Source organism: Pseudomonas sp. MH9.3 (assembly GCF_034354675.1).
Taxonomy (GTDB): Bacteria; Pseudomonadota; Gammaproteobacteria; order Pseudomonadales; family Pseudomonadaceae; genus Aquipseudomonas.
In genome coordinates, this window is record NZ_CP133785.1 from 765,261 (window position 1) to 780,536 (window position 15,276).

The following is a 15,276-nucleotide window of genomic DNA, read 5'->3' on the forward strand; positions in this document are numbered from 1 at the left end:
CAGTGTTTGCCAACGGATAAAAACTCAAATAATTGCGGTAGGGGAGCGGGGCGTGAATCACAAAATCAATACACTGGCGTTGGCGGTAGCATCAGCCGTCTGCCTTATGAATACTGCATGGGCGGACGATCAGCCAGCGGCGCTGGAGATCGCTCCAGTCACCGTCACGGGCGAAAAGATGAACCGTTCGCTCGAGAAGACCCAGTCGAGTGTGGCGGTGGTGACGGAGCAGCAACTGCGCGACAAGGCCGATCACAGCCTGATCGACGTGTTTGCCCGTACGCCAGGCGTGTACAACCAGTCGGGTAATGAGAACTGGGGTATTCGTGGCGTTCCGGTGTCCGGTTTCGATGACCAGGGCCCGGCAACCTTGAACGGTGCGATTTCGGTGTATGTCGATGGCGCCCAGCAACCCAACCGCGCGCTGACGCTGAGCCCGGTTGGCCTGTGGGATACCGAACAGGTCGAAGTGCTCCTCGGCCCGCAGTCCACCACTCAGGGGCGCAACTCCCTGGCCGGTGCGGTGGTGATCACCACCCGCAACCCCACTTTCGAACCTACCTTCTCCGCCCAGACCAACATCGGCAACTACGGTGAGCACGGCGTGGCCGTGGCCGGCGGTGGCTCGATCATCGACGACAAGGTCGCCGGCCGTATCGCCATCGATACCCAGGACGGCGACGGCTATATCCGCAACACCACCAATAACGACGACGCCAACCCACACCGCACCAGCAACTATCGCGGCAAATTGTTGATCACCCCGAACGACGACACCGATGTGCTGCTGACCTACGCGCACAACGAGCACCGCCAGGGCGACAACTCGATCACCCGTATCGGCGACAAGGTGCAGTATTACAAGATTGCGTCCAACACCAAGGCCTATGACAACCTCAACCAGGACACCGTGAGCGCGAAGATCGACTGGCGCCTCAACGACGCCTGGACGCTGACCAACATGACCAGCTACACCCACTCGGGCTACACCGCGCGCAAGGACTTCGACCAGACCGCCACGGCCAACAACGTCATCCTGCGCGAGCAGAACGGCGACATGTTCAGCCAGGAATTGCGCCTGGCGTACCAGAACGACACGGTGCGCAGCTTCGGCGGGCTGTACCTGGGCAACACCACCAACAGCTTCCACGACCGCTTGCTGTTCAACAACGTGCAGCGCGGCGCCGCCAAGGGCGATGTGGACGTCAAGAACGCTGCGGTGTTCGGTGAAGTGGATTGGGATTTTGCGCCGAACTGGACCCTGATCACGGGCCTGCGCTACGACTACGAGACCAACGATACCGACGTCAAGCAGGACGACTTCTCCAGCCCCGGCAAGGTGAAAAAGAGCTTCAATGCGTTCCTGCCCAAAGTCGGCGTCGACTATCAGTTCATGCCTGACCAGTACGTCGGCTTCATGGTGCAGAAGGGCTACCGAGGCGGTGGCGTGAACGTGCGGGCCGGTGGCGGTCACACCGCCTACGATCCGGAATACACCACCAACTACGAGCTGTCGTACCGCGGTTCGTTCCTCGAGAAGAGCCTGCGCGCGCGTGCCAACCTGTACTACACCGACTGGAAGGATCAGCAGGTCAGCGTGCTCGATCCAACGGGTAATTTCTTCCTGGTCTACAACGCCGGTCGCAGCGACATCAAGGGCCTGGAAGTGTCCGTCGAAAAAGACTTTGGCGAGCAGTTCACCCTGAATGTCGGCGGCGCGGTCACCGACTCCAAGTACAAGGAATTCAACACCGGCGACGGCACCGACCGCAGCGGCCAGGCATTCCTCTACTCGCCCAAATACAAGATGTCGGTGGGCGGCACCTACCGCTGGAATGACCGCCTGACCCTCAACACCGACCTGACCTACCAGAGCACCGCGCCGTCTGACTTCGAGTTCGACGCTGCTGGCAATGTGAGCAAGGTGCGTCGCAGTGACAACTACGTGCTGACCAACTTCAGCACCGAATACAAGGTCACCAAGAACGTCGCGGTGTCCGGTTACCTGAAAAACGCGTTCGGCAAGGAATACGTCACCAGCAACCGCATCGGCGACATCATCGATGTGGGCGCGCCGCGCACGTTCGGCCTGGTGCTGCGTTACGACATGTAAACCTCTGGACGCCGGGGCCCCAGGTTCCCGGCGTCCGGTTTTGCCTGGCGCATTCTGCTCCTACACCCAGCCTCCCTGGAGGACTTCATGAACGCCGTTTCGAATGCCACGACGGGCGGGGCAGCACAGCTACGCCTGTCGCACACCGGGTTGTCCCAGCCCTATTGCCTGGACCTGACGCCGATGCTCGAGCGCCAGCAACAGCAGGAATCGAATGCGCGCAGCTACCCACGGCGCATTCCGCTGGTACTTGAACGGGCCCACGGCATCTACGTACAGGACAGTCGCGGCCAGGTGTTTGTCGATTGCCTGGCCGGCGCCGGTACCCTTGCGCTGGGCCACAACCACCCGGTGATCATTGAAGCGATCACGCAATTGATGACCGCCGGCGTGCCGATGCACACCCTGGACCTGATGACACCGGTCAAGGACGCCTTCGTGCAGGAAATCTTCGGCTGCCTGCCGGCGGATTTCGCGCGCAATGCGCGCATCCAGTTTTGCGGCCCCAGCGGGGCGGACGCGGTGGAAGCCGCGCTCAAACTGACCCGCACTGCCACCGGGCGGCATTCGGTGCTGGCGTTCGAGGGGGCCTACCACGGTATGACGCTGGGAACGCTGGCCATCAGCGGCAACCTGTCGCCCAAAAATGCCCTCGGCGCCCTGATGCCGGGGGTGCAGCGCCTGCCGTTCCCCCATGATTACCGCTGTCCGTTCGGCGTCGCCGGCGAGCAGGGCGTCACCCTCAACCTGCGTTACCTGGAGCACCTGCTCAACGACCCGGAAAGCGGCGTGACCCTGCCGGGTGCGATGATCCTTGAACCGATCCAGGGGGAGGGCGGGGTGATCGCCGCGCCGGACCGCTGGCTGCAGGAACTGCGACGCCTGACCGCCGCCCACGGCATTCCGTTGATCGTCGACGAAATCCAGTGCGGCATCGGGCGCAGCGGACGGATGTTCGGCTTCGAGCAGTCGGGCATCACTCCGGACGTGATCACGTTGTCCAAGGCCATTGGTGGCGGCTTGCCGCTGTCGGTGATGGTCTACAACGATTCACTGGATGTGTGGCAGCCCGGCGCCCATGCCGGCACCTTCCGTGGCAACCAGCTGGCCATGGCGGCCGGCACCGCGACCTTGCGTTTTATTCGCGACAATCACCTGGTGGCCCACGCCGAAACCGTGGGCGCGCACCTGCGCAAACAGTTGCAGACGCTGCAGGGTGAATTCCCCTGGATCGGGGATGTGCGCGGACGCGGCCTGATGCTGGGCATGGAAATCGTCGACCCCCAGGGGCTCGCGGACGTACAAGGGCATCCGCCGGTCGACGCGGTACGCGCCAAGGCGTTCCAGCAGGCGTGCCTCAGGCACGGGTTGATCGTGGAACTGGGCGGACGTCATGGCGCCACCGTGCGTTTTCTACCGCCGCTGATCATCACCGAGCAGGAGATTGATTTTGTGGCGCAGATCCTGTTTGAGGCAGCGCGTTCAGTTTGATCATCAAGGCTTCGACGCCTGGTCGGATAACTGGATGACATGGGTTTGCAGCATGAAGTTGAAGCTGGACACGCTGTTGAATTTCAACGAGGCGTTGGCGGCCAGCGGTGATGTCAGCGCCTGGCAGAGCGTTTCGCCCGGTAACACGTAAGCCTTGTTGAAGGTAATGTCGGCCTTGGTCGGCGCGCTCGACATGGTCGGATCAAAACGAAATACCTTGCGCGACGGGTTGCTCATACAGAGTTTTCCCTGCGTTTGCTTAAAGCTGATTTGCTTCCAGGTGTCGACCTCGGACACGTTGGGATCGACGCCAATGATCACGGGCAGATCCTGCCCGATGACGAATTTCACCTTGCCTGCGGCTTGCTGCTGTGGGGGCAGCCCAGAAAACAGCACCCGTGCGATGTGTTCCCTGTCGAGGGGCTTGTTGCTACGGAAGATCACGCGCACGGTCTGGTTTTTACCGGGTGCGACCACTACGGTTTGCGGCACGGTGTACAACACGCCACCGTCGAGGTCGTCATCCGGCAGTTTGCTCACTTTGCTGTAGAGCAGCACGGCTTCGTCACTGTTGTTTTTAAGGTCGATGGTGGCCTCTTTCTGTCCTTTTTCAATCAGCACCGCAGAGGCGCTGGGTTGCACCTGGGCTTCAGCCAGCAGGGGCATGGCTGTCAGGCAGGCCAGCCACAGGCATTTTTTGCCGAGAGCAGTCAAAGGTTGTATCGATAATTTGTTCATTGGAGATCTCCAGTTGAGTGGGAAGTTTGCACATCAAGGTGCTGTCGGACGCATCGAACATGCCTGACGTTTGCAGTTGTTTAATATTGTCCTGTTTAACCAGCAGCACGTTCTGGTCGATAAAGTTGGCGATCAAGTTGCCGTCCTGGTCATAAAACACCGTGCGAGAACTGAGCGCTTCTGGCTTGTTTGTCCAGCGCATCAACACGTTCTTATTAGTGGTGGGCTCGAAGTCGAAATAGGACACCGCGCCACGGTCGCTGATAAAGTCCATCTGGTTGTTTTGGAAGTACACGTCATCGTCCAACCCCTTGGGATTGACTTTGACAAAGTCAGGCTTGTTATCGGAGATATTGGCCAGCACCACTTTGCCGTTATAGTTGGTCCTGGCTGAGCTGCGCTGGCTGCTGACCTTGACGAAACCCTTGAGGTGAGTGTCGACAATGGCATAGGTGTCTTTGAGTTGTTCAGGAGTAAACACCACGCCCTTGTGATTGGCGGCGATTGAACCCGAAAGGCTCAGGTTGTTTGACGTTGCGCTGCGGCTGTCGCTTTCGGACTTGGAAACCGTCAGGCCGGCATGCGTGTACGGTGTATTGAAGTCGTTGCTTATATAGTTTTCTGTGGATTCGCTGCGATTGGCAGTGCGCTGCACATGGCCAGCGGTCACGCTGTAATCACTGTTGACCCGGGTGGTCAGGTAGTTATCCAGGCGCTGGCTATTGCTGTAAGCGTTGTATTGCGATCGGTAGTCAACACGGCGGCCGCCCACTTCAAATGGAATCGACAGTCTGGCATTCAACGTCATTTTGTCACGCTGGGTATCACCGGGCGCTTGCAGGGTAGACCCGGCACTCAGGCTGAGTGAGGCTTTTTTGATGTTTGTGGAATAGCCTACCGACCACGTCGAATAACTGGCGCGGTTGTAGAAGTCGTTCCGGTCGAGCGAAATGCTAAACGCATTATTGTCACCCACGACAAAACTGTGCGCGATACTCAGGGTACTTTTTATATCGGCTTGGTAATCATAAAGAACCTGGCCGACATAGGAGAAATTGCGGCTGATTACCTGGTACGTAAGGTCGGTGCCGCCGTAACTCAGCGTGGCGTTAAAGTTGGCGCCGAGTTTATTGTGCTCATTCCTCGATAACAGGCCGTACGTGGTTATCTGCAGACCGCCTTTATTGAGGGTGTTGTTAACGGAGACGCCCTGATAATGTTGTTGGGCGACGACCGCGACGGTGGGGTTCACGGCATCGCTGTAGCGCTTTGAATAACCCGCACCGGCTGTCACGGCGCGCGCATCCGTGTTCGAGCGCCCCGCAAATGCATACAGTCCACTGCTTTGCGTGGTCGCACGGCTGATGCGAGCACGGGAAATCTGGCGGGTATCGATCACCTGGCCATCGCGTTTGATCACCACCACCACGTCCGACGTCAGTGATGTCACCGGTATTGCGGCCAGGTTGTTGTGGCCGCGGTTGACGTTCAGGGTGTAGACCAGTTGGTCTCGCTGGTAGAACTCGATCACCGCCGGCGCATCGCTGTCGTAGGTGAAGGCCACGCTGCCAATGCCTGATGGCGCACCCTTGGTGTTGTAGACCACGCCATCCACATACCCCACGCCGAAGCCGCCGTCGGGCGAGTTCAGGCGACCGGCTTTGACGCGGCCAATGTCGAAATCGCGATCCAGATAAAACGACTGGACGTTGTTATTGCTGTAGCGCTGGGTTCTGGACGTAAAGCTGCTGAAGGTGCCGTTGGCGCGCAGCAACGCGTTGTCTGCGTTGGCGCCGACTTGATAATTTGCGCTCAGTGAGTCATTACTCGAACCGCTGGAGTCGTACGACGAATAGTAGGTGTTGTAGTTGACGAAGGCGCCGGTTCCGCCCTTTTGGTGTTGAATGAAATCGGGGTTTTCCAGCAGCGCGCGCGGTACCGTGAGCTTCAGGCTGCGGTCGCTGCGGCTGAAATTGGGCTTGATCCGATCAGTCAGCAGCACGTAGGTCGCAGCGCCATTTTGAATGCGCTGACCCCAGGCTTCTTTCTTCAGACCGAACCGTTCAAGGTCATGGGCGGTATAGCCCGCTTGTCCTCCGGGCGCGCGATAAACCACGGTCTTGGCAATGAAGCGATCATTGACGTAGAGATGGACCGCGTTATCGCCAGCATAAAGTTCCGTGTCGTGAAGGGCGTCCTCAACTTGCTGGTCACTGATGCCATTGATGCCGAGCAACTTGCTGTCAAATTTGAGTTGCGCGTGAGCGTTCATCGAGATGAAAAAGATCAGCAGTAAGGAGTGGACAAGTTTCATGGCAATAAAAATGTCCCACCGTCAGGCAGGACATTTGCGAACCCACAATAAATTAGTAGTAACGAACGTTCACTTGTGCCGTGCCGTTCCATGGAACTTGCGTGGTCGCGCTGATTTGGCTGGCGATGTTTATTTGCGGTTCAACCTCAAAGTTCCAGGTGAACGCATTGCCACTGGCCGGATTGCCAGCGGTGTCCAGAGGGCTCCACTCTTCTTTGGTGTAATAAGCCCAACTGGACATCAACGCTCGACTGCTGGGCGTAGACATATGGTTGGCCGCGTCGCGGTTATAACCAAAGCTGGTGGTGTTGGTTGCGCCGTCGACGATGGTGCTGACCGGTTTCAGCACAAAGTTGCCGATCTGCTTCTTGGTCACCGGGTCAAAGCCGATACCGAAGATACGGCCTGAATCGGCGTGGTCGGTGCGCCCGGCGCTATTCTTGCCGATCATGGCGCTGGTAGGGTCCGCATCGACGATCCACATGGCGGTTTTCGTGGTTGTGCCTTCCGGGCAGTTAATATCGATCCTCGCTGTTTTTGCGGGGAGTGTGGTGAAATCGGTTTTGCTAAGTGAGTCCCAAGTGATCTCGCCCCAGTCCAGATCATTGCCAGTTGGGACATTAACCGTGCACGCGGCTGGCGTGATAATACCTTTAACGTTAATCTCGCTGGCGGCATGGGCGATAAAAGGGGCGAGGGCAGCGAAGCCGGCAACGGATAATGTCGTACCCAGTTTGAAACGTTTCACAGTCATACTCCTATGAATAATTAAAAGACGCGTCGAGATGGCAACGTCGATAATGAAATCGACACCATTCAAGAGCAGCGAAATTATAGGAGTGCAAAAAGTGCTAGTTGCCTGGAATATTCCAGTTCTGCTGTTAACGAGGACAGCTGGGCGTGCACACGGGGATGATGTGCGAACCGTCAAACACCGGCGGCGCGAAGTTGGTAAACGAAGTCGCGTACCGCCGCGTGCACCACCGAGTGGTGCAGTGCTTCACGGTGCAAATGCTGCGCCTGACGGGACAGTTCGGTCAGGTCGACCAGTTGCAACGCTCCGGCGAGTTTGTGCAGCAGATGGCCGAGGGTTTCGGCATCGTCACTGATAAGTGCGGCCTCTATGGCCAGCAGGTCCTTGCGACTCTCTGCGCAAAAACTGTCCCACATCACGGCCTTCAGATCGCCCATGCTGGTGACTGCCGAGTCTTCAGGCGGCGCGCACAGGTAACGCTCGAACAAGGTAATCAACGCACTGAGGACGATGGGCTTGAGGATGAGTTCGTCCATACCGGCCGCTCGGGCACGCTGCTGTTCCTGCGGGTGGATGCTCGCCGTCATGCCGATGATGGGGATCGTCGCGGCCTCGAGCTGTGAGTCGCGTACCTGGCGGGTCATGGCGTAGCCGTCGAGTTCCGGCATATAGCAATCAGTGAGGATCAGCGTGTACTGCTGCGTTTGCAGACGCTCGAGCGCCTGCAGGCCGTTTTCCACCAGGTCGAAGGCGCATTGCAGGTGCTCCATCTGCCTTTTCAGCAGCAGTCGATTGGTGGGGTGATCCTCCACGATCAGCACTTTATGGCCCTTGGGGTAACTGGAACGGGGCAACGGAATTCGGCGGCTGCTGTTGCGCCCCAGCAGCAGTTGCTCAAGCGCGGCCTGCAAACCGCCCCAGGTCAGCGGGTTAACGCTCAGCCGGGTGGACGAGGGGCCGACCGCATAGCCGGCAGGCAAGTCTTCGGTGGTAATCAGCAGCGTCCCGGGATTGCCGGCGGATGCCTCGTCGGTGGTGATCAGCAGGTCCGGCTGATCCGACGTGAACTGAAACCCCAGCGCCAGCAGGTGCTGCGCCAGGGCTTCCTGACAGGGCGCAAGATCGGACGCGAGCTTTACCGAGTGGGATGCGAAAGGTTTTTCAAGCGCGGCGACGACGGGCAGGCTGAGGGTGAAAGTGATGCGCGTGCCTTCATTGAGGCAGCTGTGCAGGTAGAGTTCACCGCCCATCAGTTGCACAAGTCGACGCGAAATCATCAGGCCCAGGCCCGAGCCTCCGTAGCGGCGGGTAATGGAGCTGTCCGCCTGCATGAAGGGTTGAAACAGACGCTCCTGCTGCGCCTGACTGATGCCGATGCCGGTGTCCGCAACCAGGAATTCCAGGTGCTGCTCGCCATCATCGTGCTTGACGCTGAGTTCCAGGCGCACATGACCGTTTTGGGTGAACTTGGTGGCGTTGCTGAGCAGGTTGAGCAGCACCTGGCGCAGGCGGCTGCCGTCGACTTCCAGCAGCCCGGCGATGCGATGATCAATCAGGCTGTGCAGCCCGAGGCCTTTGCCGTGCGCCTGATGGCCGATCAGGCGCAGCACGCCGTCGAGCAATTGACGCAGGTCGGTAGGCTCGGGCGCCACGACGAGCATGCCGGAGTCGATGCGTGAAAAATCCAGGGTGTCGTCAAGCACCTGCAGGAGCGAGCGGGTCGATTCGTTGACCATTGTCAGCATTTCCTGCGCATCGGTGGGCAGGTGCAGGTCGCTCATCAATTCGAGCAGGCCGAGAATGCCATTCATCGGCGTGCGAATTTCATGGCTCATGGTGGCCAGAAACGCCGCCTTGGCCTCGGCCGCCTGTTCAGCCAGCTGTTCGGCGGCGCGAATGCTGGTGACGTCGATAAACGTGGTGAGCACGCCCTGGGGTTCGGCGCCGTCAAGCCGATAGGGGGTGACGATGTACAGCCAGTGCTGGTCGCTGCCATCCTCGCCCACCAGGATATGCTCGCCTTGTTGGCGTTCATCGTCGCGCAGCGCCCGGTCGACCATCTTCGAGATCCGCTGGCGCACCTGCGCAGGGTAGTAGCTGATTTCGTCAACGGAGCGCCCCAGCACCTGGGCCGCTTCGACGTTGAAGGTTCGCTCATAGGCTTTATTGAGCATCAGGTATCGGCGCTGACGGTCCTTGATTGCCACCGGGTATGGATACGATTCAAGCAGTTCGCGGCTGAAGCGCAATTGCGCGGACAGCCGTTGTTGCGTTTCCCTCAGGGCGCGCTGACGGGTTTTGAGCGACAGGTGTGCGTAGAGCAATACGCCAATGATCAGCAGGGCTGCGGACCCTATGCTGCCGACGATACGCCAGAGGCGTTGTGGGGAGACGCCGATTTCATAGGTATTGCGCAGCCACTGTTGGGCAAACAGGTCGCGCTGTTCTATCGGAATGCTCTGGATCAGCTGATCCAGCAGGGCTGCCAATTGCGCGTGACGCTCGGTCACCGCGATAGACAACTCCAGCGGCAGATCGGTGGCTGCGGCAATCTTGAGGCTGTCCGACCAACCTTTCTCCAGTAAGCGGTCCACGGTTATCAGGTTGCCCACGTAACCATCGGCCTTACCGGTGCGCACCAGCTCAAAGCCATCTGCCGGGTCGGTTACCCGCAGCAGCAAGCTGTCGGGCACCCGTTGCTGGAGGCGTTGCGCGAACTTCGGATTGTCCGGCACGACCAGCGTCGCGCCATTGAGCTCTTCGATGGCGGTTTTCGCGGGTTCTCCGAGGCGTGTCACCAGCACGTTGGGAATCTTCACGAAGGGCTGCGTGTAGCGCCAGCCGGGCAAGTGTTCGGTGGACGCGTCCACCGGAATACGCAGGTCAATCTCGTCAGAAGGCGCAGCCGTGCCGCTTGGCGCGGGTATTTCAACCACTTTGAGCCGCAGCGCATTCACCAGGTATTTCAGATAGCTGTAGCTCAGGCCATTGGGGCGACCGTGTTCGTCGAGGAACGACATGGGACGAAAGGTGGTTTCATAACTCACGCGCAGCATCGGCAAGTCATCCACCCATTGGCGCTGCGCGGTGGTCAGGTGGGAGGAGGGCTGCATGCGTTGATTGATCGAATGCTTGTCCAGCCAGCGCAACTGCAGGTCGTTGAGAAAGTCGGACGGGGTACGGGCCATGGTTGCGGCAAGGGCGTCGCGCACGTCGGGCCGCAGTGAACTGATACCGAAGTGCAGGCCGGCGTTGTCGTAAATATCCTGCTGCCTGACCTCAAGGGACTTGTAGTGTCCGCTGCTGAACAGCGCTTCGAGCTGGTACGGCTCGCCCAGGTAGGCGTCACCTTCGCCATGCTGCAAGGCGTCCAGGGCAGCCTTGGTGTCCGCGTAGATTCGCAGTTGAGAGGGCGGCAGGCGTTGGCTCAGCCATTGAGCAGTGGTATAGCCCTGCTCGGCGACGAATGAATGTGACGACAAGTCGGCAGGTGTGATCGCCGCGCTGCCGTGCCGTACAACCAACACCAGGGGGGAGAGCAGATAGGGGCTGGAAAAGTCCATGCAGCGTTGCCGCTCGGCGTTGGTCTGCAAGTCCGGCACGATGTCGATGCGTCCTTCGCACAGTGCGGTGGTGGCTTGTTCAAAAGTGGCGAACTGGCGAAACTCCAGTTTCAGATTCAATTGGTCGGCCAGGTAACGCAGGTAGTCGATACTGAACCCGGCCGGGCTGTCGCCGACCCAGTAGCCGAGGGGAGGGGTGGTCTGCACCGGCAGGCCGACCACTACCACAGGGTTGCCCAACGCCGCCGGGGCTTGTGTTGACGCCGTGCACAGGCTCGACACCAACAATGTCAGCCACAACAGCCTGCGCAGGGCGTTTATCACCCGGAGTGCTCGACGGTGGATTTGCTCAGTGAGGCGTAGTACTGATACAGCTGCGCGTCGGACTGTATACCCAACTTGCGCTTGGCCGAGTTCTTGCCCCAGCTGACCGTCTTGACGCTGCGATGCAGGGTCTCTGCAATGTCCTCGGGCGACATGCCCGACGCCAGCAGCCGCACGATTTCCAGCTCCCTGGGGCTCAGCTGCGCTTCTCCTGCCGGGCTGCGGGGCGATTCAGCCAGCGCCTTTTTCAAGGCTTCATTCAAATAGATGCCCCGACGCAGCACGGTGCGCACGGCTTTTGGCAGGCAGAGAATGTCGCTGTTTTTTTGAATGATGCCACGCACTTTCGCCTCCAGAATCAGCCTCAGAATGCCGAGGTTCTCTTCACCCGTCAGCACCAGCACCGGCAGGTTCGGGTAACGTCTGTTGAGCAAACCCAGCATGTGCAGGCCATCCATGTCGGCGCCGGGCATCGAATAGTCGACGATCAGCACGTCGCATTCATGGTTTTCCAGCGCGGTGAAGAGTTCCGGAACGCTGGTGGCGGTTGCCTGGATTTTGGCAAAACTGCTGTCATTCAACAGTACAACCTGGCAACCGTGCAGGATGGCAGGGTGATCGTCGGCGATGATGATACGAGGAATCATAAGCGCTGCTCCTGGGGAACTGTACAAATTGGCCCGTCACTGTCGCCCGACTGCTCAACACGCAGAAAGTGTAGCGTGAGTACCGTCCTGCGCGCCTGTTCAAGTTGAGACGGGAGAGCCGTGAACGATACATGCACGCAGGTTTGAGAAGACTGGAAAAATCTAGTTCCCGGGGCTTGGCTAAATGCGGCACTTCAACTTGAACTAATCACTACGCCATCCGCCCTAACGCTGTGCAGCTAATCGCCAACCCGGACTGACGCCGGGTTGCTCACTACACGCAAAGGTTTTGTGATTATGAAAAGTGAACAAGTAGAAGGTGTTGTAGAAAAGGCCGCAGGCAAGGCACAGAGCGCTGTCGGGAAACTGTTTGGTGATTCGAAGCTGCAAGCTGAAGGGGCTGGACGCCAGGCGGCTGGTCAGTTGACCCAGACCTACGGCGATGCGCTTGACAGTGTGTCTACATTCGTTAAAGAGAAGCCAGTTGCAGCCCTGGCAATTGGTGCGGTAGCGCTGCTGGTGCTGGATCGTCTGCTGCGCCGCTGAGTTGGGGGGAGAAACCTTGAGGGGTTTTTCCTGAAGCTCACCTTCGAACGCTTCGAAGTTGTGTTGTTTGGAGTGCGCGAAGGTGAGATGTGTGCATTCACCTGGAACGTCGAAAAGTATGTGGCTGGCGACGATAGTAACGTGCGTCATCAGTGTGGGCTTTTGGCTGACGGCGTCATGGTTGGCCGGAGTGAATGAGCCGTGGGACGCGCACTGTTATTTTGCTGTTCTATATCCGGCGTCCCTGGCGCTCACACTGACGCTGGGTCTGCTGTTTCAGAAACGCGGATGGCTGGCGGGCCCCATCGTAATGTTCGGGCAGATTCCGTGTGTGATGATCACATCTGAAACCGGGCCGCTATTGGCAGTTGGCATTGTGTATTGCCTGTTGCTTTCGATCCCGGCAGTGATGCTGTGGTGGGTGGCTCGCGTTATCTCTCGACGCTTCACCGCTCCAGCGGGTTAGGCTGCATTAAGCGTCTACGCTGAGAAAATCTCCTGAGCATAAGAGTGAGGTGACCCGAATGAACAGCGAATCCACGCCGGACAGGACCCGTACCGACCCAATCGACGCCGAGTATTTCGAATACAGCAAAGCGGCCAATCCGATCAGCGCGAACTTGATCACACGGATTCCCTATCAGAGCTTCCCGGCTTCGCTGTATGACAGCGGCCCCTCCAGGGTAGTGCCACTGGACCTCAGCGAAGCCCTGGGCTGCGAAGGCCCGGCGACTGGCCCTGGGCTGTGCGCGAACTTCATTCGGCTCAACGCCGGCGATACCCTCACCTTGCAGCCCAACGCGACGTCTCAAGTGCTCTATGTAATTGCGGGGGAGGGCCGCGTCGTTCAGGGCGAGCATGCCATTCAATGGTCCAAAGGCTGCTTTATCGCGCTGCCTGGCCTGCACGAGGCACGTCTGAGTGCAACGCAGGATGCTCGATTTTACTACGTGCACGATGAGCCGCTGTTGCGCTACCTGGGCGTGACGCGCAGCAGCGATCGCTTTGCGCCGACGCTCTATCCCGCAGACGTGGCGAACGCGAAACTGCGTGAAGCGGCCGATGACCCGCATGCGCAGGACCGTAGCCGCATCAGCATCCTGTTGGGTAATCGCAACTTTCCACAGACCCGCACGGTGACTCATGTGCTGTGGGCAATGTATGGAATTCTGCCAGCAGGGTCGGTGCAAAAGCCCCATCGGCATCAGTCGATTGCGTTGGATTTCATTATCGATTGCCCTGTGGGGTGTTACTCGCTGGTGGGCACTGAACTGGATGCGGATGGCCAGATCCGCAACCCGGTACGAGTGGACTGGTCACCTGGCCTGGCGTTTGTGACCCCGCCAGGGTACTGGCATGCGCACTTCAATGAGGCAGACGCGGAGGCATTCCTGATCCCGATTCAGGATGCGGGGCTGCAAACGTATTTGCGGTCGTTGGATATTCGGTTTAGTTGAGTGGCTTGGGGTAGTCTCGCCTTACCGCAACATGGCTTATCGTCATTAGGCAAGCAAGGTGACCACAGGCTCTATGACACTGCTCTAGGAGAGAAGACGCTTCGCTTAGCCTACGTCGCGATCACGCACGCAAAGAAACACTGCTACTGGTTTATCGAACCAGCTCAGCCGCTCAAAGGTGGTCTGATCAGCGCCCTGGCGCAAATGTCCTTCAGGGAGCCGCTCTTTGAAGAATCGAGGGCGCGGTAGTCTTACCACCTTGCATGCAGGCAGCATCGGCTGAGTCGGTAAGCAAGGCGAGTGAGCTACCGCAGCCCTGAACATCAACGCCTGCTTAGCAGCACTCTGGCGGAACGAAATTACGTGTTACCTGTTTATTATGGCTCAAATGGCGTCGAGCGAAAGCTCATGGGGGGCTGGACGCAGTAAACGATAGGTACGGAAGGTGGGTGATGCGCCTGGCCAGCGTGCCTGTTGATCCAGCACGGGCATGCGCCGGAAAATGTTGAACCAGAGCTCCACGTCCCGTATTGATGAGCATGGACGGTGTACTGCAAATAGTAAATCTAGGTACTGAACCAACTACCCTCAATAGCCGATCAAGCCCACGCGGTTGTAAGAATCTCGCTACAGGGCTCTTTTACCGACTTGTGCGAGCCTTTTTCTAGCGCGGAAGCAGCATTCTAGACGTTTGGCAATGCTCTCGTTAGCGAGTATGGTTCACAGAATTTTGACCCGGAGCGATGCCTTGCGAAACCAATTTGTTGACCGCACTGAAGCAATCTCTTTTCTGGCAGAGCACTTGGCTAGAGATGGAGTGGGCCCTCACGCCAATGCTCTTGCGCAAGCATTGGTTGATGAATGGCAGGTTGCTCAGTCTAATAAAGGCGGTGATAGTTCTCATCGGGCAGTCTTCAAGCCCACACGTTGGGTGATCCGGAATGAAGACCTGCAGCTTTTGAGCAGCTTGTTCGGCCTATTGAAAGACGTGTTCACCGATACTGCGATTTTTTCCGGGGCGCTATCTGAATCCGACATGCTGAACTTGGCGCTTTCCGTGGGCAAGGCACTCACCAAGCTGGCGCTGAATCTACATAAAAAAGGTGTGCAGCTCGGGCAGAAAGAGTTCTTTGTTTTGATGCTGCTCCGTGAAGACTCAAACGGGAAGCAATTAGTCACGATTGAGGCAGCGTTCCATGCGCGTTTCGGTAGCGATCACTGCGTGCTTGAAGTGCTCGAGAAACTCGAAAAATGCCCCACGCGTGCCGGGGACATAGAACTCGTTCGGGCAGGTGAAAACGATTATTGGTTTGCGCAGGACGTATGAAT

At 58.4% G+C, this 15,276-nt stretch carries 10 protein-coding genes; 5 read left to right on the forward strand and 5 right to left on the reverse strand.

Going from position 1 to position 15,276, the window contains the following annotated elements:
• The first annotated feature begins 52 nt into the window (after positions 1 to 52).
• Complete coding sequence (locus tag RHM60_RS02930; protein WP_231421256.1) at positions 53 to 2,113, forward strand: TonB-dependent receptor; 2,061 nt, start codon at positions 53 to 55, stop codon at positions 2,111 to 2,113.
• Positions 2,114 to 2,200: 87 nt separating this feature from the next.
• Positions 2,201 to 3,604, forward strand: a complete 1,404-nt coding sequence (locus RHM60_RS02935) for a diaminobutyrate--2-oxoglutarate transaminase (RefSeq protein ID WP_322213545.1) — start codon at positions 2,201 to 2,203, stop codon at positions 3,602 to 3,604.
• A 3-nt stretch (positions 3,605 to 3,607) separates the two neighbouring features.
• Here RHM60_RS02935 and RHM60_RS02940 read toward each other — a convergent pair whose 3' ends face one another.
• The 5 genes from RHM60_RS02940 to RHM60_RS02960 all read right to left on the reverse strand — a co-directional run bounded on the left by RHM60_RS02940 (position 3,608) and on the right by RHM60_RS02960 (position 11,944).
• Positions 3,608 to 4,270, reverse strand: a complete 663-nt coding sequence (locus RHM60_RS02940) for a fimbria/pilus periplasmic chaperone (protein WP_231421260.1) — start codon at positions 4,268 to 4,270, stop codon at positions 3,608 to 3,610.
• Complete coding sequence (locus RHM60_RS02945; protein ID WP_322213549.1) at positions 4,254 to 6,656, reverse strand: fimbria/pilus outer membrane usher protein; 2,403 nt, start codon at positions 6,654 to 6,656, stop codon at positions 4,254 to 4,256. The genes RHM60_RS02940 and RHM60_RS02945 overlap by 17 nt, the downstream gene beginning before the upstream one ends.
• A gap of 52 nt (positions 6,657 to 6,708) precedes the next feature.
• The gene (locus tag RHM60_RS02950; protein WP_209981830.1) at positions 6,709 to 7,404 is read right to left on the reverse strand and encodes a DUF1120 domain-containing protein; all 696 of its coding nucleotides are present in this window, start codon (positions 7,402 to 7,404) and stop codon (positions 6,709 to 6,711) included.
• Positions 7,405 to 7,583: 179 nt separating this feature from the next.
• Positions 7,584 to 11,297, reverse strand: a complete 3,714-nt coding sequence (locus tag RHM60_RS02955) for an ATP-binding protein (RefSeq protein ID WP_322213550.1) — start codon at positions 11,295 to 11,297, stop codon at positions 7,584 to 7,586.
• Complete coding sequence (locus RHM60_RS02960) at positions 11,294 to 11,944, reverse strand: response regulator transcription factor (RefSeq protein ID WP_322213551.1); 651 nt, start codon at positions 11,942 to 11,944, stop codon at positions 11,294 to 11,296. The genes RHM60_RS02955 and RHM60_RS02960 overlap by 4 nt, the downstream gene beginning before the upstream one ends.
• Before the next feature lie 297 nt (positions 11,945 to 12,241).
• Here RHM60_RS02960 and RHM60_RS02965 point away from each other — a divergent pair, with 297 nt between their 5' ends.
• From RHM60_RS02965 to RHM60_RS02975, 3 genes are all read left to right on the forward strand, one after another.
• Positions 12,242 to 12,490: a CsbD family protein gene (locus RHM60_RS02965; RefSeq protein ID WP_209981835.1), complete on the forward strand. Its 249-nt coding sequence runs from the start codon at positions 12,242 to 12,244 to the stop codon at positions 12,488 to 12,490.
• A gap of 524 nt (positions 12,491 to 13,014) precedes the next feature.
• The gene (locus RHM60_RS02970) at positions 13,015 to 13,947 is read left to right on the forward strand and encodes a cupin (RefSeq protein ID WP_322213552.1); all 933 of its coding nucleotides are present in this window, start codon (positions 13,015 to 13,017) and stop codon (positions 13,945 to 13,947) included.
• A 748-nt stretch (positions 13,948 to 14,695) separates the two neighbouring features.
• Positions 14,696 to 15,274 carry a hypothetical protein gene (locus RHM60_RS02975; protein ID WP_185817962.1) on the forward strand — a complete coding sequence of 193 codons (579 nt, stop codon included), beginning with the start codon at positions 14,696 to 14,698 and terminating at the stop codon, positions 15,272 to 15,274.
• Positions 15,275 to 15,276: the final 2 nt, after the last annotated feature.